Genomic DNA, 26,318 nt, shown 5'->3' with positions numbered 1-26,318 from the left:
CTAAATCAGTAAGTTGGCAGCATCACCCAAAAAAGGCACTATTGCCTGGTCTATTCTCTCTTCTCATAATACGTCCGGAAATATGGATAAACTTAAAATTAAGTTTGATTCATTAGCCTCTCACGATATTACCTTTGTTGGTATTGTACAGACCGCTAAAGCGTCCGGAATGGAACGTTTCCCGCTGCCGTATGTGCTGACCAACTGCCATAACTCACTCTGCGCCGTCGGCGGCACCATTAACGGTGATGACCATGTTTTTGGTTTATCGGCAGCTCAGCGTTATGGCGGTATTTTTGTGCCTCCGCATATTGCGGTCATCCATCAATATATGCGTGAGATGATGGCAGGCGGGGGCAAAATGATCCTCGGGTCAGACAGCCACACCCGTTACGGTGCATTAGGGACAATGGCAGTCGGTGAGGGTGGCGGTGAGTTGGTAAAACAGCTGCTTAATGACACCTGGGATATCGACTATCCGGGCGTGGTTGCGGTGCATCTGACCGGAAAACCTGCGCCGTATGTGGGGCCACAGGATGTGGCGCTGGCTATCATTGGCGCGGTGTTCAAAAACGGTTACGTCAAAAACAAAGTCATGGAGTTCGTTGGACCGGGCGTTAGCGCGCTCTCTACCGATTTCCGTAACAGCGTTGACGTGATGACCACGGAAACCACCTGTTTAAGCTCCGTCTGGCAAACTGATGAAGAAGTGCATAACTGGCTGGCGCTGCACGGTCGCGGCCAGGATTACTGCCAGCTTAACCCTCAACCGATGGCGTACTACGATGGCTGCATCAGCGTTGATTTAAGCGCCATCAAACCAATGATTGCGCTGCCGTTCCACCCGAGCAACGTGTATGAAATCGACACACTGAACCAGAACCTGACCGACATTCTGCGTGAGATTGAAATTGAGTCCGAACGCGTGGCGCACGGTAAAGCCAAACTCTCGCTGCTGGATAAAGTGGAAAATGGTCGCCTGAAAGTGCAGCAGGGGATTATCGCGGGCTGTTCTGGCGGTAACTACGAAAACGTCATCGCGGCGGCGAATGCACTGCGCGGTCAATCCTGTGGCAATGACACCTTCTCGCTGGCAGTTTACCCGTCATCACAGCCGGTGTTTATGGATCTCGCCAAAAAAGGTGTGGTAGCAGATTTGATTGGCGCAGGCGCAATCATCAGAACCGCGTTCTGCGGCCCATGCTTTGGCGCGGGCGATACGCCAATCAACAACGGTTTGAGTATTCGCCACACCACGCGTAACTTCCCGAACCGCGAAGGCTCTAAGCCAGCTAATGGGCAGATGTCAGCGGTGGCGTTGATGGACGCTCGTTCTATCGCTGCGACTGCGGCAAACGGTGGCTATTTAACCTCTGCCAGCGAACTTGATTGCTGGGACAACGTGCCGGAGTACGCCTTCGATGTAACGCCGTATAAAAACCGTGTTTATCAGGGCTTTGTGAAAGGGGCAACTCAGCAACCGCTGATTTACGGGCCGAACATTAAAGACTGGCCGGAATTGGGTGCGCTGACTGACAATATCGTCCTGAAAGTGTGCTCGAAGATCCTCGACGAAGTGACCACCACCGACGAACTGATTCCTTCCGGTGAAACCTCTTCTTATCGTTCAAATCCGATTGGTCTGGCGGAGTTTACCCTGTCTCGCCGTGATCCCGGTTATGTTGGCAGAAGTAAAGCGACTGCTGAGCTGGAAAATCAGCGTCTGGCGGGGAATGTCAGCGAGCTGACAGAGGTGTTTGCGCGCATTAAGCAGATTGCTGGTCAGGAGCATATTGATCCGCTGCAAACTGAAATTGGCAGCATGGTCTATGCGGTGAAACCAGGCGATGGTTCTGCGCGTGAACAGGCGGCGAGCTGCCAGCGTGTGATTGGCGGTCTGGCGAATATTGCCGAGGAGTACGCGACTAAACGCTACCGTTCTAACGTCATCAACTGGGGGATGTTACCTCTGCAGATGGCGGAAGTGCCAACCTTTGAAGTGGGGGATTACATTTACATCCCTGGCATTAAAGCGGCGCTGGATAATCCGGGTACGACGTTTAAAGGTTATGTGATCCATGAAGATGCGCCGGTAACGGAAATTACGCTCTATATGGAAAGTCTGACTGCTGAAGAGCGCGAGATTATCAAGGCGGGTAGTTTGATTAACTTCAATAAAAACCGTCAGATGTAAAAAGCGCCATGTGAATGTAGGTCGCATTCGGCACTTATTGTCGGATGCGATGCTTGCGCATCTTATCCGACCTACGAATCGCATCGAATCTGTAGGCCAGATAAGGCATTTACGCAGCATCCGGCACTTATTGTCGGATGCGATGCTTGCGCATCTTATCCGACCTACAAATCGCATCGAACCGTAGGCCGGATAAGGCGTTTACGCCGCATCCGGCAAATAGTTAATTGCTCTTACTTCTTCGCCTCTGCAACCACTTTACTACCCACGCCGCGGTTATTGTATTCCCACATGCGGTTGTAGTTAGTGTCATTCAGATTGCGCTGTATTTCGTCGTTATCATCTACGCTGCCGGTATTACCCGCAAACGGACGATTAGAGATCACCGCATCGGCCCACGGTTTAGCCGTGTTAAAACCTTCGTTGATGGCGCTATCACGGATCACCACCTGACCGTTGGTATTGGCATCAACATCCAGCGAGCGGCCCAGTTGCGCCACACCATCACCGAAAGCATTGAAACGGCTGTTTACGGCGAGGAAACCGTAGTACATGTTGGACAGCGTAGCCGGTGCAAACACATACGCTTCTTGCTGAGTACGTGAGTTCACCACGCGGAATTCGGTGTTATCGAACACCACTGCGCCGCGACCAGAAACGATATCCACATCCCCTTCAATGTAGCTGTTGGTCACCAGCGTACGCGGCTGACGATTCGTTTCCAGACGGTTCTGCACACCGCTGTTGGTGACAAAGAAGGTGTTCTGACGACCGAGAATGTTAACGTTGTTAATCTGTACCTGGTCACCATCAGTACGCAGTGCCACCGCCGGATGGTTACCTGCATCTACGCTATCGCCCAGCGTGTTTTCGATGGTCAGATTTTGCAGTTGCAGGCCATTGTTTTGTGACCAGAAGACCGCAGAGCAGAGAACACCGATACTGTCGCTGCGTTTGCTCTGGCAGCTATCGTACATATACCACGCTGGTTTACCTGGCATATATTTGCCGCGCGGGTTGACGTCGTGACGCCAGTCGGCAGGGCTCATGCCACCATCAAGGGAAAGCCCAATCTTCACATCAATCGGTTTTTCACCTGTACCGTACAGAGTAATTCCACCCGGAGCGGCAGGGACATATACCGTTCCCTGATACTCACCAGGCATCACGGCAATATACTGGCGCTTGTTGGTACGCTTGATAATTGCCGCATCTACCGCCGCCTGAATCGTGGTATGCGTTACACCTTGAGTGCCCGCCGGGCCGACAACAAAGTCAGGTTGCGCAGGCAGGGTAATCGGGGAAGGATTCCACGCTGCAGCACCTGGTGTCAGGGATGCAAAATAGTGTTGAGCATCGAAATTCTGCGCTTCTTTTGCCGACAGAATCGGGCGAGAAGAGGTACCAGGCGCGGTTTGATCAGAAGGACGTTGATCGGGCGGGGTTGAGCTACAGGCGGTCAGCGTCACGCCAAAAGCCAATGCCAGCGCCAGACGGGAAACTGAAAATGTGTTCACAGGTTGCTCCGGGCTATGAAATAGAAAAATGAATCCGTTGAAGCCTGCTTTTTTATACTAAGTTGGCATTATAAAAAAGCATCGCTTATCAATTTGTTGCAACGAACAGGTCATTATCAGTCAAAATAAAATCATTATTTGATTTCAATTTTGTCCCACTCCCTGCCTCTGTCATCACGATACTGTGATGCCATGGTGTCCGACTTGTGCCCGAGAAGATGTTGAGCAAACTTATCGCTTATCTGCTTCTCATTGAAGTGGCACACTGAATTTGGCCACCTGAACAGAGGTGATATGCTCACCTCAGAACAACACAGGTGCTCCAATGAAAAAAAGAAATTTTAGCGCAGAGTTTAAACGCGAATCCGCTCAACTGGTTGTTGACCAGAAATACACGGTGGCAGATGCCGCCAAAGCTATGGATGTTGGCCTTTCCACAATGACAAGATGGGTCAAACAACTGCGTGATGAGCGTCAGGGCAAAACACCAAAAGCCTCTCCGATAACACCAGAACAAATCGAAATACGTAAGCTGAGGAAAAAGCTACAACGCATTGAAATGGAGAATGAAATATTAAAAAAGGCTACCGCGCTCTTGATGTCAGACTCCCTGAACAGTTCTCGATAATCGGGAAACTCAGAGCGCATTATCCTGTGGTCACACTCTGCCATGTGTTCGGGGTTCATCGCAGCAGCTACAGATACTGGAAAAACCGTCCTGAAAAACCAGACGGCAGACGGGCTGTATTACGCAGTCAGGTACTTGAGCTACATGGCATCAGCCACGGTTCGGCCGGAGCAAGAAGCATCGCCACAATGGCAACCCGGAGAGGCTACCAGATGGGACGCTGGCTTGCTGGCAGGCTCATGAAAGAGCTGGGGCTGGTCAGCTGTCAGCAGCCGACTCACCGGTATAAACGTGGTGGTCATGAACATGTTGCTATCCCTAACTACCTTGAAAGGCAGTTCGCCGTGACCGAGCCAAATCAGGTGTGGTGCGGTGATGTGACCTATATCTGGACGGGTAAGCGCTGGGCGTACCTCGCCGTTGTTCTCGACCTGTTCGCAAGAAAACCAGTGGGCTGGGCCATGTCGTTCTCGCCGGACAGCAGGCTCACCATGAAAGCGCTGGAAATGGCATGGGAAACCCGTGGTAAGCCCGGCGGGGTGATGTTCCACAGCGATCAGGGCAGTCATTATACGAGCAGGCAGTTCCGGCAGTTATTGTGGCGATACCAGATCAGACAGAGTATGAGCCGGCGCGGAAACTGCTGGGATAACAGCCCAATGGAACGCTTCTTCAGGAGTCTGAAGAACGAATGGATGCCGGTGGTGGGTTACGTAAGCTTCAGCGAGGCAGCTCACGCCATAACGGACTATATCGTTGGATATTACAGCGCACTAAGACCGCACGAATATAACGGTGGGTTACCCCCAAACGAATCGGAAAATCGATACTGGAAAAACTCTAACTCGGTGGCCAGTTTTTGTTGACCACTTCACATAGAGTCTTGCAGACAAACTGCGCAACTCGTGAAAGGTAGGTGGATCCCCTTCGAAGGAAAGACCTGATGCTTTTCGTGCGCGCATAAAATACCTTGATACTGTGCCGGATGAAAGCGGTTCACGACGAGTAGATGCAATTATGGTTTCTCCGCCAAGAATCTCTTTGCATTTATCAAGTGTTTCCTTCATTGATATCCCGAGAGCATCAACATGCAATGTTGTAGGGATGGCAATTTTTACGCCTGTTTTGCTTTGCTCGACATAAAGATATCCATCTACGATATCAGACCACTTCATTTCGCATAAATCACCAACTCGTTGCCCGGTAACAACAGCCAGTTCCATTGCAAGTCTGAGCCAACATGGTGATGATTCTGCTGTTTGATAAATTTTCAGGTATTCGTCAGCCGTAAGTCTTGATCTCCTTACCTCTGATTTTGCTGCGCGAGTGGCAGCGACCGGTTTTGTTGTTATATGGCCTTCAGCTATTGCCTCTCGGAATGCATCGCTCAGTGTTGATCTGATTAACTTGGCTGATGCCGCCTTGCCCTCGTCTATGTATCCATTGAGCATTGCCGCAATTTCTTTTGTGGTGATGTCTTCAAGTGGAGCATCAGGCAGCCCCCTCCTTATTGCTTTAATTTTGCTCATGTAATTTATGAGTGTCTTCTGCTTGATTCCTCTGCTGGCGAGGATTTTTTCGTAGCGATCAAGCCATGAATGTAACGTAACAGAATTATCACTGTTGATTCTCGCTGTCAGAGGCTTGTGTTTGTGTCCTGAAAATAACTCAATGTTGGCCTGTATAGCTTCAGTGATTGCGATTCGCCTGTCTCGGCCTAATCCAAACTCTTTACCCGTCCTTGGGTCCCTGTAGCAGTAATATCCATTGTTTCTTATATAAAGGTTAGGGGGTAAATCCCGGCGCTCATGACTTCGCCTTCTTCCCATTTCTGATCCTCTTCAAAAGGCTACCTGTTACTGGTCGATTTAAGTCAACCTTTACCGCTGATTCGTGGAACAAATACTCTCTTCCATCCTTAACCGGAGGAGGGAATATCCTGCACTCGCGTACCCATCGACGAACTGTTTCAAGGCTCCTTGGGCGTCGCTGGCGTGCGTTCCACTCCTGAAGTGTCAAGTACATCGCAAAGTCTCCGCAATTACTCGCAAGGGAGCGAGTATTGGTTTATTTTCTCCAACAAAAAAGGAGCCGAAGCTCCTTTGATGATTAAAATTCGAATTGTCTCGCCCGAAGGCTTTTCAGCATTGGTTTTGCCCGTTCGAAAAGGGCGCTTGCTTGGTCAAGTCGTGTCGCCTCCCTTAGCAGTACATCTCTGTTTTTCGTCACCGTGTAAAAAGTTTCAAACGCGATGTCATACAGCTTGCTCGTGTATGATGAGTTCAGTTCCTTCAATATCGGGTACAGACGTTTGCAGATGTCCTGCGCATTCTCCATCTGTACCTGCATATAGCAAAGGAGGATGATTTCTTCGTCTGTGAATTGCTGCGCTGGTTGCATGCTGCGAAGTTTCTTTTCGCACTCGATGAAGTATCGGCGTATCTGGCGGCCTTTTTCGTTACGCTCGACCATCGCCGTTTCTTTGGCTGTATCGAGGGTGAGGTGATAGTCTTTGCTACGGCGATCGCCTCCACGTCCTTTGATCCCCCTGTTTTGGTGAACCAAAATGTAATCGACATCAACGGCAAAGCCGTATTCTGTTATGCGATTTTTAATCCATGTAGAGAAGTCACGACGTACTTCCAAAAATTCGTGTAAATCACGGGCATTAACGAGAAGAGTTGTTTCGTTGGATATAGTGCCGTTGAATACGGGGATGAGTTGACTGGCCATTTTTATGTCCTTTGCATTTGTTCAGATAGCCCTGTGTTCAGCAGGGCGGTCAGGTACTTGAACACCGTGCAAAGTCGGCCCGTATCCTTAACCTTTCGGCTGTTTTTCGGTATACGCGCTACCCGACCATATCTGAAAAATGGACATAAAAAATCCGCATGACTGACGGGTGCGGTTTCCGCTTTGCAAGGTGTGTTCAGCACCATGAAGCGGAATATAGCCCCGTTAATGCGGTGTTGTCAAATCATGTAGGCCTTATCTTGCTGTAAGCCGCGCCATTCGGGCTTTTCCCCACATTTGGGGAAAACTATCTTGTCAAAATCATGCAGCCTTTCGCTCTCCTTCGATGAGTTCCTCTATTTTGTGCACTCCAGCCTCGTTGTACCGAAATGTTTCAACCTGCTTGCTGGAATGCGCAGATTTATCCAGGAAGAACTTCCCGTACTGCTCAGTTTTGAGGTTGTTTGCGTTAGCAATGCGACCAATCTTGTTTGCCGTTACTCCGAGCTGCTCTGCGACCTCCCCTGCTGAGTAGTAATGCTCTTCTATTGCCGGAAGAGGTATTGCATTAAAACCAACGAGCGGGTTGATTATGCTTGCCGCAGCAGTCTGCTTTGCTTCCGGCGCAAGATTTGGCATCAAATCGAACAGATTGGTAACAGCTTCAACCGTCATTTTCAGTGTTCGCGCTTGACGATACTCAACAAGTCCACTCGCTGATTTACCGCTTTTAATGTGCGCTTCCTGCATACTTTCAAGTTTGTCTACAAGTGTTCGGCGAACTGCTTTAGATTCGCGAGCAGCAACACGAAGCGCCTGCTTGATAGTCATGGAGATAACATCAATGTCAGCCCCGTTTTTCCGACCTACACTTTTTGTGTAGGTCTCGCCTTCCAATTCATCCTCAATTTTCTCGATGAATTTGTTGTTACGTACTGATGGCTCTCCATATAACTTGCGAGCTTCATTGACCATTTTCAACAGCATCTGGCTGTCGATTGTTACAGCCGGAAACGAAGAGTGATTTGCAATATTGTTAACCACACCTTTTCCCCTATATCGTATAAAAGAAATCCCCGCGAGTGCGAGGATTGTTATTCACCTTTGACGGCAAGTTGCAGGTTAGCCACGGTTAACCTCCTGCGGCGGTTCTGGTAGCTGCATCCAGTGGGTTACCTCTTTGAGATACAGGTCTTCGCCATCACCGTCATCCCAAGTGGGATTGCCATCATTAAACCAGTCGCCATATACGCCGACCTGAGTGTTGGGGATGTTTGGTGGGTAGTTGTTTTTAAAGTCAGCTGCTAACACATAGCATTGTCGCTCTCCCATTTCTGGCATTCGCTCACTACAGCTTATCCAGGCATCCGGAGTTACCGGCACTGGCTGGGCGGTATAAAGCGGTGTTATATCTGCCCGAAAATTACATGCTTTATGCAGCCGCACCCACCGTTCGACTTCTGCTTTGTCAGAATACATACCAGTGAACGTGTTATATTCACGGTCAATTTGCGTGAAGGTTACCTTCCACGCCACCGGCTCTGCTGTCAGCGATGCCAGAGCAATTTCATAAGCACGGCGTTCAACATTGTCTCGCACATCCAAACTGCTGATACGCTCTTTGATTTCTTTAATCAGTTCTTTGTCGTTCACTTATGCCTCCGATTCCCGGATGTCACCCAAATCAACGCTACAATGCCAACCAGTGCAACGAGCGCAAAACTATCAAGCATCTCCAACCTCTTTAACGGTAACTGTCTGTGCCTCCAGTTCTGCTATGCGCTTTTCTGAGGCTTCAAGTAACGCCTGCTTATCGCGTAGCGCTTCTGAGGTGTACTGGCAATAGCGGACACTACCATTTGTTCTTTTTTTAAGCAGCCATCTGATGATATTTTTCCCTGAAGGCTGCCGGGGAGATATTCCCCAGACGAGAGTGACGACGCTGACGATTGTAGAAAATCTCAATGTATTCCCGTATTACTGAGATGGCTTCATCCCGGTTATTAAAACGATAGTGGCTCAGGCTCTCATTTTTCAGCGTTCCCCAGAAGCTTTCCATCGGAGCGTTGTCGTAACAGTTACCTTTACGCGACATTGATGTTTTCAGACCAGACTGCTCCTGTATGACCCGGTAATCGTATGCGCAGTACTGTGAACCTCGATCAGAGTGGTGGATTAGCCCGGCAGGTGGGCGCTGGCTCCTGAGCGCCATAAACAGGGCTTTACCTGTCAGCTCTTTTGTCATGCGCTCTCCCATGGCGTAGCCGACAATTTCGCACGTATAAACATCTTTGATGCCAGCGAGGTACAACCATCCCTCCTGTGTGGCAACATACGTCAGGTCCGCCACCCAGACCTGATTTGGTGCTGTAGGAGCGAACGTCTGGTTCAGCAGATTTGGCGCAACTGGCAGATTGTGGTTCGAGTTCGTAGTCGCTCTGAACTTGCGTTTCTGCTTACAGCGTAGCCTTAGCTCCTTACGAAGACGTGCCAGTCGGTCACGACCAACGATGATGCCATTCTCTGCCAGCTCCGTCTGGAGCCGCCGGGTTCCATATGTTTCGCGAGTGCGGATATGTGCCACCTTAATCTCCAGTTTTAGCCGCTCATCACTTTGTTTTCTGTCTGAGGGTTCATGCTGTACCCAGTTGTAATAACCGCTCCTGGATACACCAAATACCTGACACATCGCTTCAATGGGAAATTGTTGTCGCCATTGTTCGATTAACGCGTATTTTTCAGCGACTCCTGTGCAAAATACGCTGTTGCTTTTTTTAATATATCTCGCTCAAGGCGAGCTTCATTTAACGCCTTACGCAGTTGCAGAATTTCAGATTCCAGTTCAGCCACCGTGCGGGAACCAGGAGTACCGAGCCCTTTTCTGGCGGCGGTAACCCATTGTCCTAAAGTGCCTTCAGGAAGAGATAATCGGGAAGCGCCTTCACTGATCGAAAGTTGATTTTCAAGAACCGTTCTGACAGCTTCGGCTTTGAACTCTTTAGAGTAACGTTGGGTTTTTCTGCTCATTATTAGCTCCTTCTGATGCCATTCTATTTCAGGAAGGAGTGTCCGTTAAACTCAGGCTACCTCATTATTCTGAAATCCCGGGTAAACACCCCGGAAGTGGTGATGCACACTGTTGCTGATGTGATGACAGGAAACGATGGTGAATACTGTTTCCATGCGCGGACTGGAAAATATGGTGTGTATCTGAAACCGGGCTGGCACAACGAGTACAACGTTGGCGACATTGCTGTATATGAGGACTCAAAGCCCGGCACGCTGAATGACTTTCTGATTGCTCCTGATGAGGGCGACCTGAAACCGGATGTCGTCAAACGCTTTGAGGAAATGGTGGCGCAGGCGCAGCAGAGCGCCGGGGCCGCAGCCGGAAACGCACAGCAGACGGCGCAGGATGTGGCGGCAGCCGCAGGTTATGCCCGCGCAGCAGAGCAGGCCAAAAATGACATTGATGCTGCGCTGACCGGCACTCTGAAAACGGCTAACCATCTGTCTGAAATCGCAGCAGCAGGCGAAAAGGCACAACAGAAGTCCCGGGATAATCTGGGGCTGAAAAGTGCGGCCACGATGGAAGCACAGAGCGACATTTACGACCGGACAAAAGGCCGTCTGGCGATACCCGGCGCATTCGGCTTTGGGTGTGCTTTTCTGCCTGAAGATGTTATCCGTTTTGACACTAAGAGTGATTTCCTGGCCTGGGTAAGGAATGCGCTGCCAGGTGAATATTCCGTTGCTGGCCCCTACGACATCATCATACCCGACACACGGTTTGAAGGGGTGCTCAGCATCCGGTGGACTGATGCACGCCCTGAGACAACAGAACCGCGGTACAGAGCCAAATCCCTTACTTTTTACGGCATTAACGGCCCCATTTATCACACCCGCTACTGCTACTGGCCCATATCCAGACTGACTGGCTGGGTGAAAATAAATATAACCACAGAAGATATTATTTACAGAATCGTGGCGAGCTCTGTCCGCAACAGATGGGGAGACCCTGACATTGGCGGGCTGATTATTGCTGCGTACCAGGGAGAAGCTGACGGTGATAAAGTCATCAGACTTGTCAGGGGGCAGTCATACAGAGGCTCACGACTGGGACCGGTGGGGATTTCAGTGCCCAGTACTCCCACCGGAACGTATATAGCATCCCCACAATTTTTCATTACGGGATGTTCAGAGCATTCATTACCGGGGTCATATTGCGCCCTGTCCGGGGTGCCGGATGCACATGTCTCTGGCGCAATGCCCGGGCTTTTTATTCGCACATCGTGAGGAATGCACCGTGGAAATTAAAAAAATCATTAATCCCCGTTATACCGAAAGTGGCGCAGTAGACTGTGACGTTTTTTTTGACGACAGGGACCAGGCAGTCCCCTACACAGCCACCGCTGATGATGTCGCACCGACGGGTCAGCAAATCTGGCAGGAACTGCAAAGTGGCAAATGGGGTGAGATAGCCCCATTCACTGTGACACCAGAAATGCTGGAAGCGGCCAGAGAGGCCAGGCGTCAGGAAATTGAAGCATGGCGCGCAGAACAGGAGGCGAAGCCGTTCACGTTTGAATGGAACGGTCGTATCTGGAATGCTGGTCCCGACTCACTGGGCCGCCTGTCCCCGGTAGTCATGCTGGCAAAATCTGTCACAGCACAAACACATATGGCGTGGAGCGATGCCGATAATCAGCAGGTGAAACTGTCGATGCCGGAACTGGAAGAACTGGCGGCAGCAATGGTGCAGGCGCAGGTCGATCGCAACGATGAGATTTATCGCCGTCAGCGTGAAATGAAAGAGGAGCTGAGCGGTCTGGATGATTTGGCTTCAATTCGGGCGTTTGACGTTGAGTAATGAATAAGCCGCAACTGGCGGAATCACAGAAGACCGCTTTGCTTACCGAAGCGGAGTCTGTCATCCGGCCGCGGGGGCGTGCTGTCAGGCTGAACAGGGAAACGGATGAATCCGGGGAGGCCCGGGGGCGGGCCTCTGTTTTTCCGGAGTCAGTCCGGTCTGTGGTTTATGCAATGTGATTATGAATGGTGCAGTTGTGAGCCGTTTTCAGGCAATCGCAGGGCCAGTACCTCGTCAGTCAGCTGACGGTAAATCTGCTGTTCAGTCTCACGCATCACCTGTGCACCGGCTTCCCTCTCCGCATCCGCATCACCGCTCAGACCTGATGCTTTCAGCCGGTCAGCCACCCTCTGAGGGTACTCATTCTCCAGCATCTCATATTTCTGCTCTTCTGCCAGCGCCCAGCGGTCAGCTTCCGTACGCTTCAGTACAGCATGCCATGGTCCCCAGAGGGAGAACCAGTCCGTAAATTCATTCTCTTCACGGCTTCTGACCATGGCTTCGGCAGTGCGGAGGTCATTTGCTGTCACTCCCGACACGCCATAGAAACGCATTTCCTTCACGGCAGTGGAGAGCTGAAGTTTCTCTGCGAGCATGGTCTGGAAGGCCAGGTAGACTTCTATCTCATCCACAAAATGGAGAGTTCTGACTTTATCCCGGGCAATGTCCTCCAGAATTTCGAGGCGGAACATTTCCCTGCCCAGGGAGAGCAGAGCGCCGGTATCATTATCGAAAAGGCCTTCAGATGCCTGATGGACCAGGAGGGTTTTCCGGAGATTGTTCCATGTGAGCGCGACACGGTCCTCACAGCTCTCAGTGGCATCAGCAGCAACAGCGAAAGACTGCTGTCGAAGCTCCGCAGAGGCACTGAGTTTTTCCAGCCATGCAGCGACCTGTTCACGGAATCCGGAGGTATTGCGTGCAGAGACGGTATCGGAAAGGCGGTCAAGGAACGCGGAAAAGGTGTTGGCGTGCTCTTCATGTTCAAAAGCATGCCATATCTGTGATACATCAGATTGTTTGTTTTCCGGGAACCATGCTGTCACGGCATCAGCCAGGGGGCGATGGAGTGTATTCTGTTGTCCGTCACTCATGGAGAAGTAAATCCGTGGGCCGTGGTAGTCCGGCGAAGAGGTTAATCTTTGCAGGGCTTGCAGAGTGCGAGTCGACAATGGATTGTTATAAATATTAACATCTGCATAAATGTGCAGATTCATGATACTGTCTGGCAATGTGTTCAGCTGATTGTTAGGGATATATAGTGATTGCAGACGTTGTGGAAGTTCGGGCAGTCTGTGTAGTTGGTTTTCCCCAACGTTTAAAAGCCTCAGATTTTGAGGAAGGGGCGGTAGCTCTTGTAATCTGTTATCAAAAGCACTTAGTTCCTGTAGTTCACATGGTAATTCTGGTAAGGCAGTAAGCTGGTTGTTGCCAACAGAAAGTTTTTGTAGAGCCGGGGGAAGATCAGGTAGCGTCTCCAGGCTATTGAGAAGGGCTGAGAGTGACTGCAAGGAAGATGGAAGAGAAGGCAAACATGTTAAAACTCTGTTAAGTGAAACATCAAGAGCGACCAGGTGAGGCGGAAGAGCCGGGAGCCTGCTCAGTCTGTTATCGCTGGCTTTAAGTACAGTTAAGGACGGAGGGAGTTCTGGCAGAGAGCGTAGCTCATTGCTAGAGATGTTAAGTTCTTGTATGTGCGGGGGCAGGTATGGGAGAGAGCGTAATCTGAGTAAACTTAAATTGAGGGCTGGCTCTTGAAAAGCCAGACATATTTTCAGTAATCGAACTGCCTGTGTTCGGTCTTCTGTTGCAGCACCTTCCTTGGCCCAGTTATCCCAGATGCGGTGATAATCCGTGATATTTTGCTCTTCTACGGATAAACGGGATATACATCCTAAACCACAAAAGGAGCGGAAAAAAGAAGGATTGTGGGCAGGTTTCATTTATTATTGATCCTCATTGTTTATATATTAATATGTTCGTGCAAATGGAGTGAGGATTCTTTAAAAAAACGCGCCTGTAAATAGTTAAGAACAGGAAGAACTGTTGGGGATGTGGCTGGCCGAAAATGAAGGGGTGAAGTTCTGGCTCAATGTGCTGACTGAACTGAAAAAACGCGGTTGGTCGCCCTACCTTTTCATCAAGCCAGTAGTCTGCCCACCACTGCATCATTTCTCTGCGCTTATCGAGATACTGAGCATGGTTGTAAATTCAGCTAACCCAGTGCGTTGACAAAAAATTAGCGCAAGAGGACAAAAAATCACCTTGCGCTAATGCTCTGTATCAGGTCACTAATACCATCTAAGTGGTTGATTCATAGTGACTGGATATGTTGTGTTTTGCAGTATTATGCAGTCTATTTTTTAAGCTAAATGTATTATAATGCATTGATATTAATGATTTTTACTGTTTCTCGTTCAGCTTTTTATACTAACTTGAGCGAAACGGGAAGGTAAAAAGACAAAAAGTTGTTTTTAATACCTTTAAGTGATACCAGATGGCATTGCGCCATCTGGCAGAGTGATTAACTAAACATCGCAGTAATCGAGGCGCTTGCCAGAGAGTGGAAATGAACGTTAAACCCGACCATCGCGCCGCTGGCACCTTCATCGACATCAATACGTTCTATATCCAGCGCGTGAACGGTAAAAATGTAGCGATGAGTTTCGCCTTTCGGCGGTGCTGCGCCATCGTACCCGGTTTTACCAAAGTCGGTACGCGTCTGCAAAACGCCGTCTGGCATTGCTACCAGACCAGAGCCAAACCCTTGCGGTAATACGCGGGTATCAGCGGGTAAGTTAACAACTACCCAGTGCCACCAGCCGGAGCCGGTTGGCGCATCCGGGTCGTAGCAGGTGACAACAAAACTTTTCGTTCCCGCAGGAACATCATCCCACGCCAGATGCGGTGAAATATTATCGCCATCGTAACCCATGCCGTTAAAGACATGACGATGCGGCAATTTATCGCCATCGCGCAGATCGTTACTGATGAGTTTCATGAACCCTCCTTTCTTGTTTGCAGAAAGTGTAGCCAGAAACCCTCACGCGGACTTCTCGTTATTGGCAAAAAAATGTTTCATCCTGTACCGCGCGGTTAACCGCTGCGGTCAGACGCTGCAACTGTTGCGGGAGAATAATATAGGGCGGCATCAGGTAAATCAGTTTGCCAAAAGGCCGGATCCAGACACCCTGTTCGACAAAGAATTTTTGCAGCGCCGCCATATTCACCGGATGAGTGGTTTCGACCACGCCAATGGCCCCCAGTACGCGCACATCGGCAACCATTTCGGCATCACGGGCGGGGGCAAGTTGCTCGCGCAGCTGTACTTCAATATCCGCCACCTGTTGCTGCCAGTCGCCAGATTCGAGAATCGCCAGGCTGGCGTTTGCTGCCGCGCAGGCCAGCGGATTGCCCATAAAAGTTGGCCCATGCATAAAGCAACCGGCTTCACCGTTACTGATGGTTTCTGCAACCTCGCGCGTGGTGAGTGTGGCGGAAAGGGTCATTGTGCCGCCGGTTAAGGCTTTACCGAGGCACAAAATGTCCGGCGCGATTTCTGCATGTTCACAGGCAAACAGTTTCCCGGTACGACCAAATCCAGTGGCGATCTCGTCGGCAATCAGCAAGATACCTTCGCGATCGCATATTTTGCGGATTCGTTTTAACCATTCCGGATGGTACATGCGCATCCCGCCTGCGCCCTGGACAATCGGCTCAATGATCACCGCCGCGATTTCATGACGATGCGCCGCCATCAGGCGGGCAAAGCCCACCATATCGCGCTCATCCCATTCGCCATCCATACGGCTTTGTGGGGCGGGAGCAAACAAGTTTTCTGGCAGATAGCCTTTCCACAGGCTGTGCATTGAGTTGTCCGGATCGCACACCGACATCGCGCCAAAGGTATCGCCATGATAACCATTGCGGAAGGTCAGAAAACGCTGGCGCGCTTCGCCTTTGGCTTGCCAGTACTGCAACGCCATTTTCATCGCCACTTCCACCGCTACGGAACCGGAGTCCGCGAGAAAAACGCACTCCAGCGGTTGCGGCGTCATCGCCACCAGTTTGCGGCACAGCTCAATGGCTGGCGCATGGGTGATACCGCCAAACATCACATGCGACATGGCATCAATTTGCGACTTCATCGCCGCATTAAGCTGCGGGTGATTGTAGCCGTGGATCGCCGCCCACCAGGACGACATACCGTCAACCAGGCGTCTGCCGTCAGACAAAATCAGCTCGCAACCTTCGGCGCTCACCACCGGATAAACCGGCAGCGGGGAGGTCATGGATGTGTATGGGTGCCAGATATGGCGTTGGTCAAAGGCAAGATCGTCCGTTGTCATAATCGACTTGTAAACCAAATTGAAAAGATTTAGGTTTACAAGTCTACACCGAATTAACAACAAAAAACACGTTTTGGAGAAGCCCCATGGCTCACCGCCCACGCTGGACCTTGTCGCAAGTCACAGAATTATTTGAAAAACCGTTGCTGGATCTGCTGTTTGAAGCGCAGCAGGTCCATCGCCAGCATTTCGATCCTCGTCAGGTCCAGGTCAGCACGTTGCTGTCGATTAAGACCGGAGCTTGTCCGGAAGATTGCAAATACTGCCCGCAAAGCTCACGCTACAAAACCGGGCTGGAAGCCGAGCGGTTGATGGAAGTTGAACAGGTGCTGGAGTCGGCGCGCAAAGCGAAAGCGGCAGGATCGACGCGCTTCTGTATGGGCGCGGCGTGGAAGAATCCCCACGAACGCGATATGCCGTACCTGGAACAAATGGTGCAGGGGGTAAAAGCGATGGGGCTGGAGGCGTGTATGACGCTGGGCACGTTGAGTGAATCTCAGGCGCAGCGCCTCGCGAACGCCGGGCTGGATTATTACAACCACAACCTGGACACCTCGCCGGAGTTTTACGGCAATATCATCACCACCCGCACTTATCAGGAACGCCTCGATACGCTGGAAAAAGTGCGCGATGCCGGGATCAAAGTCTGTTCTGGCGGCATTGTTGGCTTAGGCGAAACGGTAAAAGATCGCGCCGGATTATTGCTGCAACTGGCAAACCTGCCGACGCCGCCGGAAAGCGTACCAATCAACATGCTGGTGAAGGTGAAAGGCACGCCACTGGCGGATAACGATGATGTCGATGCCTTTGATTTTATTCGCACTATTGCGGTAGCGCGGATCATGATGCCGACCTCTTACGTGCGCCTTTCTGCCGGACGCGAGCAGATGAATGAACAGACTCAGGCGATGTGCTTTATGGCTGGCGCAAACTCGATTTTCTACGGTTGCAAACTGCTGACCACGCCGAATCCGGAAGAAGATAAAGACCTGCAACTGTTCCGCAAACTGGGGCTAAATCCGCAGCAAACTGCCGTGCTGGCAGGGGATAACGAACAACAGCAACGTCTTGAACAGGCGCTGATGACCCCGGACACCGACGAATATTACAACGCGGCAGCATTATGAGCTGGCAGGAGAAAATCAACGCGGCGCTCGATGCACGGCGTACTGCCGATGCCCTGCGTCGCCGTTATCCGGTGGCGCAAGGAGCCGGACGCTGGCTGGTGGCGGATGATCGCCAGTATCTGAACTTTTCCAGTAACGATTATTTAGGTTTAAGCCATCATCCGCAAATTATCCGCGCCTGGCAGCAGGGCGCAGAAAAGTTTGGTGTAGGTAGCGGCGGTTCCGGGCATGTCAGCGGTTATAGCGTGGTGCATCAGGCGCTGGAAGAAGAACTGGCCGAGTGGCTTGGCTATTCGCGGGCGCTGCTGTTTATCTCTGGTTTTGCCGCGAATCAGGCAGTCATTGCCGCGATGATGGCGAAAGAGGACCGTATTGTTGCCGACCGGCTTAGCCATGCCTCCTTGCTGGAGGCTGCCAGTTTAAGCCCGTCGCAGCTTCGCCGTTTTACTCATAACGATGTCGCTCATCTGGCGCGACTGCTTGCTTCCCCCTGTCCGGGGCAGCAACTGGTGGTGACAGAAGGCGTGTTCAGCATGGACGGCGATAGCGCGCCACTGGCGGAAATCCAGCAGGTAACGCAACAGCACAATGGCTGGTTGATGGTCGATGATGCCCACGGCACGGGCGTTATCGGGGAGCAGGGGCGCGGCAGCTGCTGGCTGCAAAAGGTAAAACCAGAATTGCTGGTGGTGACTTTTGGCAAAGGATTTGGCGTCAGTGGGGCTGCGGTGCTTTGCTCCAGTACGGTGGCGGATTATCTGCTGCAATTCGCCCGCCACCTTATCTACAGCACCAGTATGCCGCCCGCTCAGGCGCAGGCATTACGTGCGTCGCTGGCGGTCATTCGCCGTGATGAGGGGGATGCACGGCGCGAAAAACTGGTGTCACTCATTGCGCGTTTTCGTGCCGGAGTACAGGATTTGCCGTTTACGCTTGCTGATTCATGCAGCGCCATCCAGCCATTGATCGTCGGTGATAACAGCCGTGCGTTACAACTGGCAGAAAAACTGCGCCAGCAAGGCTGCTGGGTCACGGCGATTCGCCCGCCAACCGTACCCGCTGGTACTGCGCGACTGCGCTTAACGCTAACCGCAGCGCATGAAATGCAGGATATCGACCGTCTGCTGGAGGTGCTGCATGGCAACGGTTAATAAACAAGCCATTGCAGCGGCATTTGGTCGGGCAGCCGCGCACTATGAGCAACACGCAGAGTTACAGCGCCGGAGTGCTGACGTCTTACTGGCAATGCTCCCACAGCGTAAATACACCCACGTACTGGACGCGGGGTGTGGGCCAGGCTGGATGAGCCGCCACTGGCGAGAGCGTCACGCACAGGTGACGGCGTTAGATCTCTCACCGCCAATGCTTGTGCAAGCCCGCCAGAAAGATGCTGCAGACCATTATCTGGCGGGAGATATCGAATCCCTGCCGTTAGCGACTGCGACGTTCGATCTTGCATGGAGCAATCTCGCGGTGCAGTGGTGCGGTAATTTATCCACGGCACTCCGCGAGCTGTATCGGGTGGTGCGCCCCGGAGGCGTGGTGGCGTTTACCACGCTGGTGCAGGGATCGTTACCCGAACTGCATCAGGCGTGGCAGGCGGTGGACGAGCGTCCGCATGCTAATCGCTTTTTACCGCCAGATGAAATCGAACAGTCGCTGAACGGCGTGCATTATCAACATCATATTCAGCCCATCACACTATGGTTTGATGATGCGCTCAGTGCCATGCGTTCGCTGAAAGGCATCGGTGCTACGCATCTTCATGAAGGGCGCGACCCGCGAATATTAACGCGTTCGCAATTGCAGCGATTGCAACTGGCCTGGCCGCAACAACAGGGGCGATATCCTCTGACGTATCATCTTTTTTTGGGAGTGATTGCTCGTGAGTAAACGTTATTTTGTCACCGGAACGGATACCGAAGTGGGGAAAACCGTCGCCAGTTGTGCACTTTTACAAGCCGCGAAGGCAGTAGGTTATCGGACGGCAGGTTATAAACCGGTCGCCTCTGGCAGCGAAAAGACCCCGGAAGGCTTACGTAATAGTGACGCGCTGGCGTTACAGCACAACAGCAGCCTGCAGCTGGATTACGCAACAGTAAATCCTTACACCTTCGCAGAACCCACTTCGCCGCACATCATCAGCGCGCAAGAGGGCAGGCCGATAGAATCATTGGTAATGAGCGCCGGATTACGCGCGCTTGAACAACAGGCTGACTGGGTGTTAGTGGAAGGTGCTGGCGGCTGGTTTACGCCGCTTTCTGACACTTTCACTTTTGCAGATTGGGTAACACAGGAACAACTGCCGGTGATACTGGTAGTTGGTGTGAAACTCGGCTGTATTAATCACGCGATGTTGACTGCGCAGGCAATACAACACGCCGGACTGACTCTGGCGGGTTGGGTGGCGAACGATGTTACGCCTCCGGGAAAACGTCACGCTGAATATATGACCACGCTCACCCGCATGATTCCCGCGCCGCTGCTGGGAGAGATCCCCTGGCTTGCAGAAAATGCGGCAACCGGAAAGTACATAAACCTTGCCTTGTTGTAGCCATTCTGTATTTGGTTAAATTGCGAGCGAGATCGCGTCTTCGATTGACTGCAATTTAACCAATTAAATTCTAAAATAATCACGAAAAAAATTTTACTTCCGCCTCATGCGGCGAATGTGGGAATTGCCCAGGCGGCGGGGGATAGGGGCTGGAGACAGTTATCCACTATTCCTGTGGATAACCATGTGTATTAGAGTTAGAAAACACGAGGCAAGCGAGAGAATACGCGGCTTGCACGCGAATTGGCGTTAAAGACGGCTCAAAGAAATATCTTTTATTTTTTAACTGGTTAGATAAATGCAATGGCAGTCACTGAACAGGCATCTCTTGCCATAAAACTGTCATCACTCATCTTGACAAATGTTAAAAAAGCCGTTGCTTTGGGGATAACCCGGTAAGGCCGGAGTTTTATCTCGCCACAGAGTAAATTTTGCTCATGATTGACAGCGGAGTTTACGCTGTATCAGAAATATTATGGTGATGAACTGTTTTTTTATCCAGTATAATTTGTTGGCATAATTAAGTACGACGAGTAAAATTACATACCTGCCCGCCCAACTCCTTCAGGTAGCGACTCATGAGTAAACCGTTCAAACTGAATTCCGCTTTTAAACCTTCTGGCGATCAGCCAGAGGCGATTCGACGTCTCGAAGAGGGGCTGGAAGATGGCCTGGCGCACCAGACGTTACTTGGCGTGACTGGCTCAGGGAAAACCTTCACCATTGCCAATGTCATTGCTGACCTTCAGCGCCCAACCATGGTACTTGCGCCCAACAAAACGCTGGCGGCCCAGCTGTATGGCGAAATGAAAGAGTTCTTCCCGGAAAACGCGGTGGAGTATTTCGTCTCCTACTACGACTACTATCAGCCGGAAGCCTATGTACCGAGTTCCGACACTTTCATTGAGAAAGATGCCTCGGTTAACGAACATATTGAGCAGATGCGTTTATCCGCCACCAAAGCGATGCTGGAGCGGCGTGATGTGGTTGTAGTGGCCTCTGTTTCCGCGATTTATGGTCTGGGCGATCCTGATTTATATCTCAAGATGATGCTCCATCTCACGGTCGGTATGATTATCGATCAGCGCGCGATTCTGCGCCGACTGGCGGAGCTGCAATACGCTCGTAATGATCAAGCATTCCAGCGTGGTACTTTCCGCGTTCGTGGCGAGGTGATAGATATCTTCCCGGCAGAATCGGATGACATTGCACTTCGCGTGGAACTGTTTGACGAGGAAGTGGAACGATTGTCGTTATTTGACCCGCTGACCGGGCAGATTGTTTCCACTATTCCACGTTTTACCATCTACCCGAAAACGCACTACGTCACACCGCGCGAGCGCATCGTACAGGCGATGGAGGAGATCAAAGAAGAACTGGCCGCCAGACGCAAAGTGCTGTTGGAAAACAACAAACTGCTGGAAGAGCAGCGGCTGACCCAGCGTACCCAGTTTGATCTGGAGATGATGAACGAGCTGGGCTACTGTTCGGGGATTGAAAACTACTCGCGCTTCCTCTCCGGTCGTGGACCGGGTGAGCCACCGCCGACGCTGTTTGATTACCTGCCTGCCGATGGGCTGCTGGTGGTCGATGAATCTCACGTCACCATTCCACAAATTGGCGGCATGTATCGCGGTGACCGGGCGCGTAAAGAGACACTGGTGGAGTACGGCTTCCGCCTGCCATCAGCGCTGGATAACCGTCCGCTTAAGTTTGAAGAGTTCGAAGCATTAGCGCCGCAAACCATCTATGTTTCGGCGACGCCGGGTAATTACGAGCTGGAAAAATCCGGCGGCGATGTGGTGGATCAGGTGGTGCGTCCAACCGGATTGCTTGACCCGATTATCGAAGTGCGGCCGGTGGCGACACAGGTTGATGATCTTCTTTCGGAGATTCGTCAGCGAGCGGCAATTAACGAACGCGTACTGGTCACCACACTGACCAAGCGGATGGCGGAAGATCTTACCGAATATCTCGAAGAACATGGCGAGCGCGTGCGTTATCTTCATTCAGATATCGACACCGTCGAACGTATGGAGATTATCCGCGACTTGCGTCTGGGTGAGTTCGACGTGCTGGTAGGGATCAACTTACTGCGCGAAGGTCTGGATATGCCGGAAGTGTCGCTGGTGGCGATCCTCGACGCTGACAAAGAAGGCTTCCTGCGTTCCGAACGTTCGTTGATCCAGACTATTGGTCGTGCGGCACGTAACGTTAACGGTAAAGCGATTCTCTACGGCGATAAGATCACCCCATCAATGGCGAAAGCGATTGGCGAAACCGAACGTCGCCGTGAGAAACAGCAGAAGTACAACGAGGAACACGGAATTACGCCGCAAGGCTTGAACAAGAAAGTGGTCGATATCCTGGCGCTGGGGCAGAACATTGCCAAAACCAAAGCGAAGGGCAGAGGAAAATCGCGCCCGATTGTTGAGCCGGATAATGTGCCGATGGATATGTCGCCTAAAGCGTTGCAACAGAAAATCCATGAGCTGGAAGGGTTAATGATGCAACACGCGCAGAATCTGGAGTTCGAAGAAGCGGCACAAATTCGTGACCAGTTGCATCAGCTGCGTGAGCTGTTTATCGCGGCTTCGTGACAGGATAACGAAGAAGACAGATGACAAAAGCAAAATTGCCTGATGTGCTACGCTTATCAGGCCTACATGATCTCTGCAATACATTGAATTAGCGCGGTTTGTAGGCCGGATAAGGCGTTCACGCCGCATCCGGCATAAACAACGCGCACTTTGTCTTCAATAGGAAGCCGGAATTTTTCTTCGGATTTCCGTTAACCTAAAGCCTGTAACGCCTTTTCCAGCGCGTTATGTAACAACTGGCGGTCATGACGATACGGAATATCGCTGGCCTCCAGTACCTCCTGAATCACAATCCGCTCTTTCACCGCCGAGACATCCACTTTTGGCCCGACGATGACCGCATCAATGACCTTTTTACCAACATACTGCTCCATAATTGCCAGCTTGCTTTCCAGCTTCAAATTAGCCGCAGGTAAACTCAACTCACGCCCCAGATTGCCGATATAGACCATCGGCGCTGGCGTGCGGCGTAATGCCTGGGCGATTTCCTTCAGCAGCAGAATTGGCATCAGGCTGGTATAAAAACTGCCAGGCCCAATAATGATGAGATCCGCTTCATTGATAGCGTGAACCGCCTCACGCGTTGCGGGTACATTCGGCGTTAATAATAACTCTTGAATCGGCGTAGTTAACTGGTCGATATTGACCTCGCCGTAAACTTCATGCCCCTGATCGTCAATCGCCATCAGATCGACGGGATGCTCTGACATTGGAATCAAATGCGTATCCACTTTCAGCAGATTACGAATTAAATTGATGGCTTCCAGAGGCCGCACGCTAAGGTGATCCAGCGCCTTTAACATCAAGTTTCCGAGATTATGACCGGAAAGTTCGCCATTGCCGCCAAAACGGTATTCAAACATCGCGGAGGCGACGCTCGGTTCCGTTATCAGTTGGTTGAGGCAGTTGCGCATATCGCCCCAGGCAATGCCGCCTTCTGAACGGCGAATACGCCCCGTCGAGCCACCATTATCCGTGGTGGTGACGATACCCGTTAAACGAGAACCCAAAGACGAAAGTGATGAGAGAACGCGTCCCAGTCCATGCCCTCCGCCGAGAGCAACGACACGATCAAGATCAGCCAGCGTACGATTGCGCATATAGTTTCCTGGAGTCAGATTATCCGCGCTACAGTAGCGCAAATTGCGGGGAAACAGCAATTAACCTGCCAATATTGAGGATACAAACTATTTTCTTCTACCTCTAAAGGACGATGCACGCTATGCCTCCCTGATGATGTATATCAAAGTAAAACTGCCATTTTCCCTTATTCTGTAGCGAAATAGCACGATCATGACGCTATATACATGATTACATAGCGAAAGTGTGGATGGTAAAAATCTCATTTACACGCTAGTATCGGCTTAACCACTAAACACTCTAGCCTCTGCACCTGGGTCAACTGATACGGTGCTTTGGCCGTGACAATGCTCGTAAAGATTGCCACCAGGGCGAAGGAAGAAATGACTTCGCCTCCCGTATCTGGAAAGGTGTACATGGCTTCACAACTGACTGATGCATTTGCGCGTAAGTTTTACTACTTGCGCCTGTCGATTACCGATGTGTGTAACTTTCGTTGCACCTACTGCCTGCCGGATGGCTACAAACCGAGCGGCGTCACCAATAAAGGCTTTCTTACCGTCGATGAAATTCGCCGGGTTACGCGCGCCTTCGCCAGTCTGGGCACCGAAAAAGTGCGCCTGACAGGAGGAGAGCCGTCTTTACGCCGCGACTTTACCGATATCATCGCCGCTGTGCGGGAAAACGACGCTATCCGCCAGATTGCGGTCACCACCAATGGTTACCGTCTGGAACGCGATGTGGCGAACTGGCGCGATGCGGGACTTACTGGCATTAACGTCAGTGTCGACAGTCTGGACGCCCGCCAGTTTCACGCTATTACCGGGCAGGATAAATTCAACCAGGTCATGGCAGGGATCGATGCTGCATTTGAGGTCGGTTTTGAGAAGGTCAAAGTCAATACCGTGCTGATGCGTGATGTTAATCATCACCAGCTCGACACCTTTCTGAACTGGATCCAGCATCGCCCTATCCAGCTGCGTTTCATCGAACTGATGGAAACGGGCGAGGGCAGTGAGCTCTTCCGTAAGCATCACATCTCTGGTCAGGTTCTGCGTGACGAGCTACTGCGTCGCGGCTGGATCCACCAATTACGTCAACGCAGCGACGGTCCCGCGCAAGTCTTTTGCCATCCAGATTACGCCGGAGAGATTGGCCTTATCATGCCGTATGAAAAAGACTTCTGCGCCACTTGCAACCGCCTGCGCGTTTCCTCCATTGGTAAACTCCATCTCTGCCTGTTTGGTGAAGGCGGCGTTAACCTGCGCGATCTGCTGGAAGACGATACCCAGCAACAGGCGCTGGAAGCGCGTATTTCAGCGGCGCTGCGGGAGAAGAAACAGACCCATTTCCTGCATCAAAACAACACCGGTATTACGCAAAACTTATCGTACATTGGCGGCTAAAACGTCAAAAGGAGAGATCAGATGAGTCAGGTAAGCACTGAATTTATCCCGACCCGTATTGCTATTCTTACGGTTTCTAATCGTCGCGGTGAAGAAGACGATACCTCCGGTCACTATTTGCGCGATTCGGCGCAAGAAGCGGGCCATCACGTTGTCGATAAAGCCATTGTGAAAGAAAACCGCTACGCTATTCGCGCTCAGGTATCTGCGTGGATCGCCAGCGACGATGTACAAGTGGTGTTGATTACGGGGGGGACTGGCCTGACGGAAGGTGATCAGGCTCCCGAAGCATTGCTGCCGTTGTTCGACCGTGAAGTTGAAGGTTTTGGTGAAGTGTTCCGGATGTTGTCGTTTGAAGAGATTGGCACTTCCACGTTGCAATCTCGTGCGGTAGCGGGCGTCGCCAACAAAACGCTGATTTTCGCCATGCCGGGTTCGACCAAAGCGTGCCGTACCGCATGGGAAAATATCATCGCGCCGCAGCTGGATGCCCGTACGCGTCCGTGTAATTTCCATCCACATTTGAAGAAATAAGTATGTCGCAACTGACCCATATCAACGCCGCTGGCGAAGCGCACATGGTGGATGTCTCCGCCAAAGCGGAAACCGTGCGTGAAGCGCGGGCGGAAGCCTTTGTCACCATGCGCAGCGAGACGCTGGCGATGATTATTGATGGTCGCCACCACAAAGGCGACGTATTTGCCACTGCGCGTATTGTCGGTATTCAGGCGGCAAAACGCACCTGGGATCTGATCCCGCTGTGTCACCCGCTGATGCTCAGCAAAGTTGAAGTCAATTTACAGGCCGAGCCGGAGCACAATCGGGTGCGTATAGAAACCTTATGCCGCCTGACCGGGAAAACCGGTGTCGAAATGGAAGCGTTAACCGCGGCCTCCGTGGCGGCGCTGACCATTTATGACATGTGCAAAGCGGTGCAAAAAGATATGGTGATTGGTCCGGTACGTTTGCTGGCGAAGAGCGGCGGCAAGTCGGGTGACTTTAAGGTGGAAGCGGATGATTAAAGTTCTTTTTTTCGCCCAGGTGCGCGAGTTGGTGGGAACAGATGCAACCGAAGTGGCTGCGGATTACCCAACCGTTGAAGCGTTACGCCAGCACCTGGCTGCGCAGAGCGATCGCTGGGCGCTGGCGCTGGAAGATGGCAAATTGCTGGCTGCCGTCAACCAGACGCTGGTGAGTTTTGACCATCCGCTGACTGACGGCGACGAAGTAGCTTTCTTCCCGCCGGTAACCGGAGGTTAA

At 51.5% G+C, this 26,318-nt stretch carries 23 protein-coding genes, 4 pseudogenes and 1 riboswitch; of the genes and pseudogenes, 14 read left to right on the top strand and 13 right to left on the bottom strand.

Annotation, left to right across the window (positions count from 1 at the left end; translation table 11 throughout):
- Window positions 1–13: 13 nt before the first annotated feature.
- The gene (locus C1P89_RS11710; protein ID WP_000741440.1) at window positions 14–2,194 is read left to right on the top strand and encodes a hydratase; all 2,181 of its coding nucleotides are present in this window, start codon (window positions 14–16) and stop codon (window positions 2,192–2,194) included.
- Between the two features lie 233 nt (window positions 2,195–2,427).
- On the opposite strand, the gene C1P89_RS11705 is transcribed toward C1P89_RS11710, so the two are convergent.
- Window positions 2,428–3,711: a putative acyl-CoA thioester hydrolase gene (locus C1P89_RS11705; RefSeq protein WP_001091580.1), complete on the bottom strand. Its 1,284-nt coding sequence runs from the start codon at window positions 3,709–3,711 to the stop codon at window positions 2,428–2,430.
- A gap of 134 nt (window positions 3,712–3,845) precedes the next feature.
- A pseudogene (locus C1P89_RS11700) lies at window positions 3,846–3,962 on the bottom strand (integrase); the annotation flags it as partial.
- A gap of 74 nt (window positions 3,963–4,036) precedes the next feature.
- On the opposite strand from C1P89_RS11700, the gene C1P89_RS11695 reads away from it, so the two are divergent.
- Window positions 4,037–5,205, top strand: a protein-coding gene (locus C1P89_RS11695; protein WP_087880099.1) for an IS3-like element IS911 family transposase whose coding sequence is annotated in 2 segments (ribosomal slippage) — window positions 4,037–4,286 and window positions 4,286–5,205 — 1,170 coding nt in all. Because the reading frame shifts where the segments join, the coding sequence is not laid out codon by codon here.
- A gap of 3 nt (window positions 5,206–5,208) precedes the next feature.
- Here the strand turns inward: C1P89_RS11695 and C1P89_RS11690 are convergent.
- The 6 genes and pseudogenes from C1P89_RS11690 to C1P89_RS11660 all read right to left on the bottom strand — a co-directional run.
- Window positions 5,209–6,168 (bottom strand): annotated as a pseudogene (locus C1P89_RS11690) (phage integrase Arm DNA-binding domain-containing protein); the annotation flags it as partial.
- Window positions 6,146–6,364, bottom strand: a complete 219-nt coding sequence (locus C1P89_RS11685) for an excisionase (protein ID WP_001303849.1) — start codon at window positions 6,362–6,364, stop codon at window positions 6,146–6,148. The gene C1P89_RS11685 and the pseudogene C1P89_RS11690, both read right to left, overlap by 23 nt.
- A gap of 84 nt (window positions 6,365–6,448) precedes the next feature.
- On the bottom strand, window positions 6,449–7,072 hold the full coding sequence (locus tag C1P89_RS11680) for a phage antirepressor Ant (protein WP_000168174.1): 624 nt from the start codon (window positions 7,070–7,072) through the stop codon (window positions 6,449–6,451).
- A gap of 321 nt (window positions 7,073–7,393) precedes the next feature.
- Entirely contained in the window at window positions 7,394–8,116 is a 723-nt protein-coding gene (locus C1P89_RS11675) for a hypothetical protein (protein ID WP_000247839.1), read from the bottom strand.
- Between the two features lie 78 nt (window positions 8,117–8,194).
- Window positions 8,195–8,725, bottom strand: a complete 531-nt coding sequence (locus C1P89_RS11670; RefSeq protein ID WP_000998191.1) for a DUF551 domain-containing protein — start codon at window positions 8,723–8,725, stop codon at window positions 8,195–8,197.
- A gap of 217 nt (window positions 8,726–8,942) precedes the next feature.
- Window positions 8,943–10,099, bottom strand: a protein-coding gene (locus C1P89_RS11660; RefSeq protein ID WP_087879964.1) for an IS3-like element IS600 family transposase whose coding sequence is annotated in 2 segments (ribosomal slippage) — window positions 8,943–9,850 and window positions 9,850–10,099 — 1,158 coding nt in all. Because the reading frame shifts where the segments join, the coding sequence is not laid out codon by codon here.
- A 15-nt stretch (window positions 10,100–10,114) separates the two neighbouring features.
- Between C1P89_RS11660 and C1P89_RS11655 the strand changes: the two genes are divergently transcribed.
- Entirely contained in the window at window positions 10,115–11,368 is a 1,254-nt protein-coding gene (locus C1P89_RS11655) for a prophage tail fiber N-terminal domain-containing protein (protein ID WP_011310167.1), read from the top strand.
- On the top strand, window positions 11,319–11,942 hold the full coding sequence (locus C1P89_RS11650; RefSeq protein ID WP_000551126.1) for a DUF4376 domain-containing protein: 624 nt from the start codon (window positions 11,319–11,321) through the stop codon (window positions 11,940–11,942). Before C1P89_RS11655 ends, C1P89_RS11650 begins: the two co-directional genes overlap by 50 nt.
- A gap of 179 nt (window positions 11,943–12,121) precedes the next feature.
- On the opposite strand, the gene ipaHa is transcribed toward C1P89_RS11650, so the two are convergent.
- On the bottom strand, window positions 12,122–13,885 hold the full coding sequence (ipaHa, locus tag C1P89_RS11640) for a T3SS effector E3 ubiquitin-protein ligase IpaHa (protein WP_000801162.1): 1,764 nt from the start codon (window positions 13,883–13,885) through the stop codon (window positions 12,122–12,124).
- A gap of 91 nt (window positions 13,886–13,976) precedes the next feature.
- Between ipaHa and C1P89_RS11635 the strand changes: the two are divergent.
- Window positions 13,977–14,063, top strand: a pseudogene (locus C1P89_RS11635) (transposase); the annotation flags it as partial.
- A 9-nt stretch (window positions 14,064–14,072) separates the two neighbouring features.
- Here the strand turns inward: C1P89_RS11635 and C1P89_RS11630 are convergent.
- From C1P89_RS11630 to bioA, 3 genes and pseudogenes are all read right to left on the bottom strand, one after another.
- Window positions 14,073–14,153 (bottom strand): annotated as a pseudogene (locus tag C1P89_RS11630) (hypothetical protein); the annotation flags it as partial.
- 313 nt (window positions 14,154–14,466) lie between these two features.
- On the bottom strand, window positions 14,467–14,943 hold the full coding sequence (locus tag C1P89_RS11625; RefSeq protein WP_000767389.1) for a kinase inhibitor: 477 nt from the start codon (window positions 14,941–14,943) through the stop codon (window positions 14,467–14,469).
- A 58-nt stretch (window positions 14,944–15,001) separates the two neighbouring features.
- Window positions 15,002–16,291 (bottom strand): adenosylmethionine--8-amino-7-oxononanoate transaminase, encoded by a 1,290-nt coding sequence (bioA, locus tag C1P89_RS11620; RefSeq protein ID WP_001295303.1) that lies wholly within the window; start codon window positions 16,289–16,291, stop codon window positions 15,002–15,004.
- A gap of 86 nt (window positions 16,292–16,377) precedes the next feature.
- Between bioA and bioB the strand changes: the two genes are divergently transcribed.
- From bioB to uvrB, 5 genes are all read left to right on the top strand, one after another.
- Window positions 16,378–17,418 carry a biotin synthase BioB gene (gene bioB / locus C1P89_RS11615; RefSeq protein WP_000951213.1) on the top strand — a complete coding sequence of 347 codons (1,041 nt, stop codon included), beginning with the start codon at window positions 16,378–16,380 and terminating at the stop codon, window positions 17,416–17,418.
- Window positions 17,415–18,569 carry an 8-amino-7-oxononanoate synthase gene (gene bioF / locus C1P89_RS11610; protein ID WP_000118857.1) on the top strand — a complete coding sequence of 385 codons (1,155 nt, stop codon included), beginning with the start codon at window positions 17,415–17,417 and terminating at the stop codon, window positions 18,567–18,569. The genes bioB and bioF overlap by 4 nt, the downstream gene beginning before the upstream one ends.
- On the top strand, window positions 18,556–19,311 hold the full coding sequence (bioC, locus tag C1P89_RS11605) for a malonyl-ACP O-methyltransferase BioC (RefSeq protein ID WP_000246800.1): 756 nt from the start codon (window positions 18,556–18,558) through the stop codon (window positions 19,309–19,311). The genes bioF and bioC overlap by 14 nt, the downstream gene beginning before the upstream one ends.
- Complete coding sequence (bioD, locus tag C1P89_RS11600; RefSeq protein WP_000044867.1) at window positions 19,304–19,972, top strand: dethiobiotin synthase; 669 nt, start codon at window positions 19,304–19,306, stop codon at window positions 19,970–19,972. Before bioC ends, bioD begins: the two co-directional genes overlap by 8 nt.
- Window positions 19,973–20,550: 578 nt before the next feature.
- The gene (uvrB, locus tag C1P89_RS11595) at window positions 20,551–22,572 is read left to right on the top strand and encodes an excinuclease ABC subunit UvrB (RefSeq protein ID WP_000042533.1); all 2,022 of its coding nucleotides are present in this window, start codon (window positions 20,551–20,553) and stop codon (window positions 22,570–22,572) included.
- A gap of 191 nt (window positions 22,573–22,763) precedes the next feature.
- On the opposite strand, the gene yvcK is transcribed toward uvrB, so the two are convergent.
- Window positions 22,764–23,672: a uridine diphosphate-N-acetylglucosamine-binding protein YvcK gene (yvcK, locus tag C1P89_RS11590; RefSeq protein WP_001295302.1), complete on the bottom strand. Its 909-nt coding sequence runs from the start codon at window positions 23,670–23,672 to the stop codon at window positions 22,764–22,766.
- A 264-nt stretch (window positions 23,673–23,936) separates the two neighbouring features.
- A riboswitch (molybdenum cofactor riboswitch) is annotated at window positions 23,937–24,081 on the top strand.
- Here yvcK and moaA point away from each other — a divergent pair.
- The 4 genes from moaA (at window position 24,069) to moaD (ending at window position 26,318) form a co-directional block, all read left to right on the top strand.
- On the top strand, window positions 24,069–25,058 hold the full coding sequence (gene moaA / locus C1P89_RS11585) for a GTP 3',8-cyclase MoaA (RefSeq protein WP_001315357.1): 990 nt from the start codon (window positions 24,069–24,071) through the stop codon (window positions 25,056–25,058). It overlaps the preceding riboswitch by 13 nt.
- Before the next feature lie 21 nt (window positions 25,059–25,079).
- A complete protein-coding gene (gene moaB, locus C1P89_RS11580; RefSeq protein WP_000084639.1) occupies window positions 25,080–25,592 on the top strand; it encodes a molybdenum cofactor biosynthesis protein B in 513 nt (170 codons plus the stop codon).
- Between the two features lie 2 nt (window positions 25,593–25,594).
- A complete protein-coding gene (gene moaC / locus C1P89_RS11575) occupies window positions 25,595–26,080 on the top strand; it encodes a cyclic pyranopterin monophosphate synthase MoaC (protein ID WP_000080891.1) in 486 nt (161 codons plus the stop codon).
- Window positions 26,073–26,318, top strand: a complete 246-nt coding sequence (gene moaD / locus C1P89_RS11570; RefSeq protein WP_000598624.1) for a molybdopterin synthase sulfur carrier subunit — start codon at window positions 26,073–26,075, stop codon at window positions 26,316–26,318. The genes moaC and moaD overlap by 8 nt, the downstream gene beginning before the upstream one ends.

Origin of the sequence: Shigella sonnei (assembly GCF_002950395.1) — a bacterium.
In the GTDB taxonomy this organism is placed as follows: Bacteria; Pseudomonadota; Gammaproteobacteria; order Enterobacterales; family Enterobacteriaceae; genus ECMA0423.
This window is presented reverse-complemented; position numbering and strand designations above follow the sequence as displayed.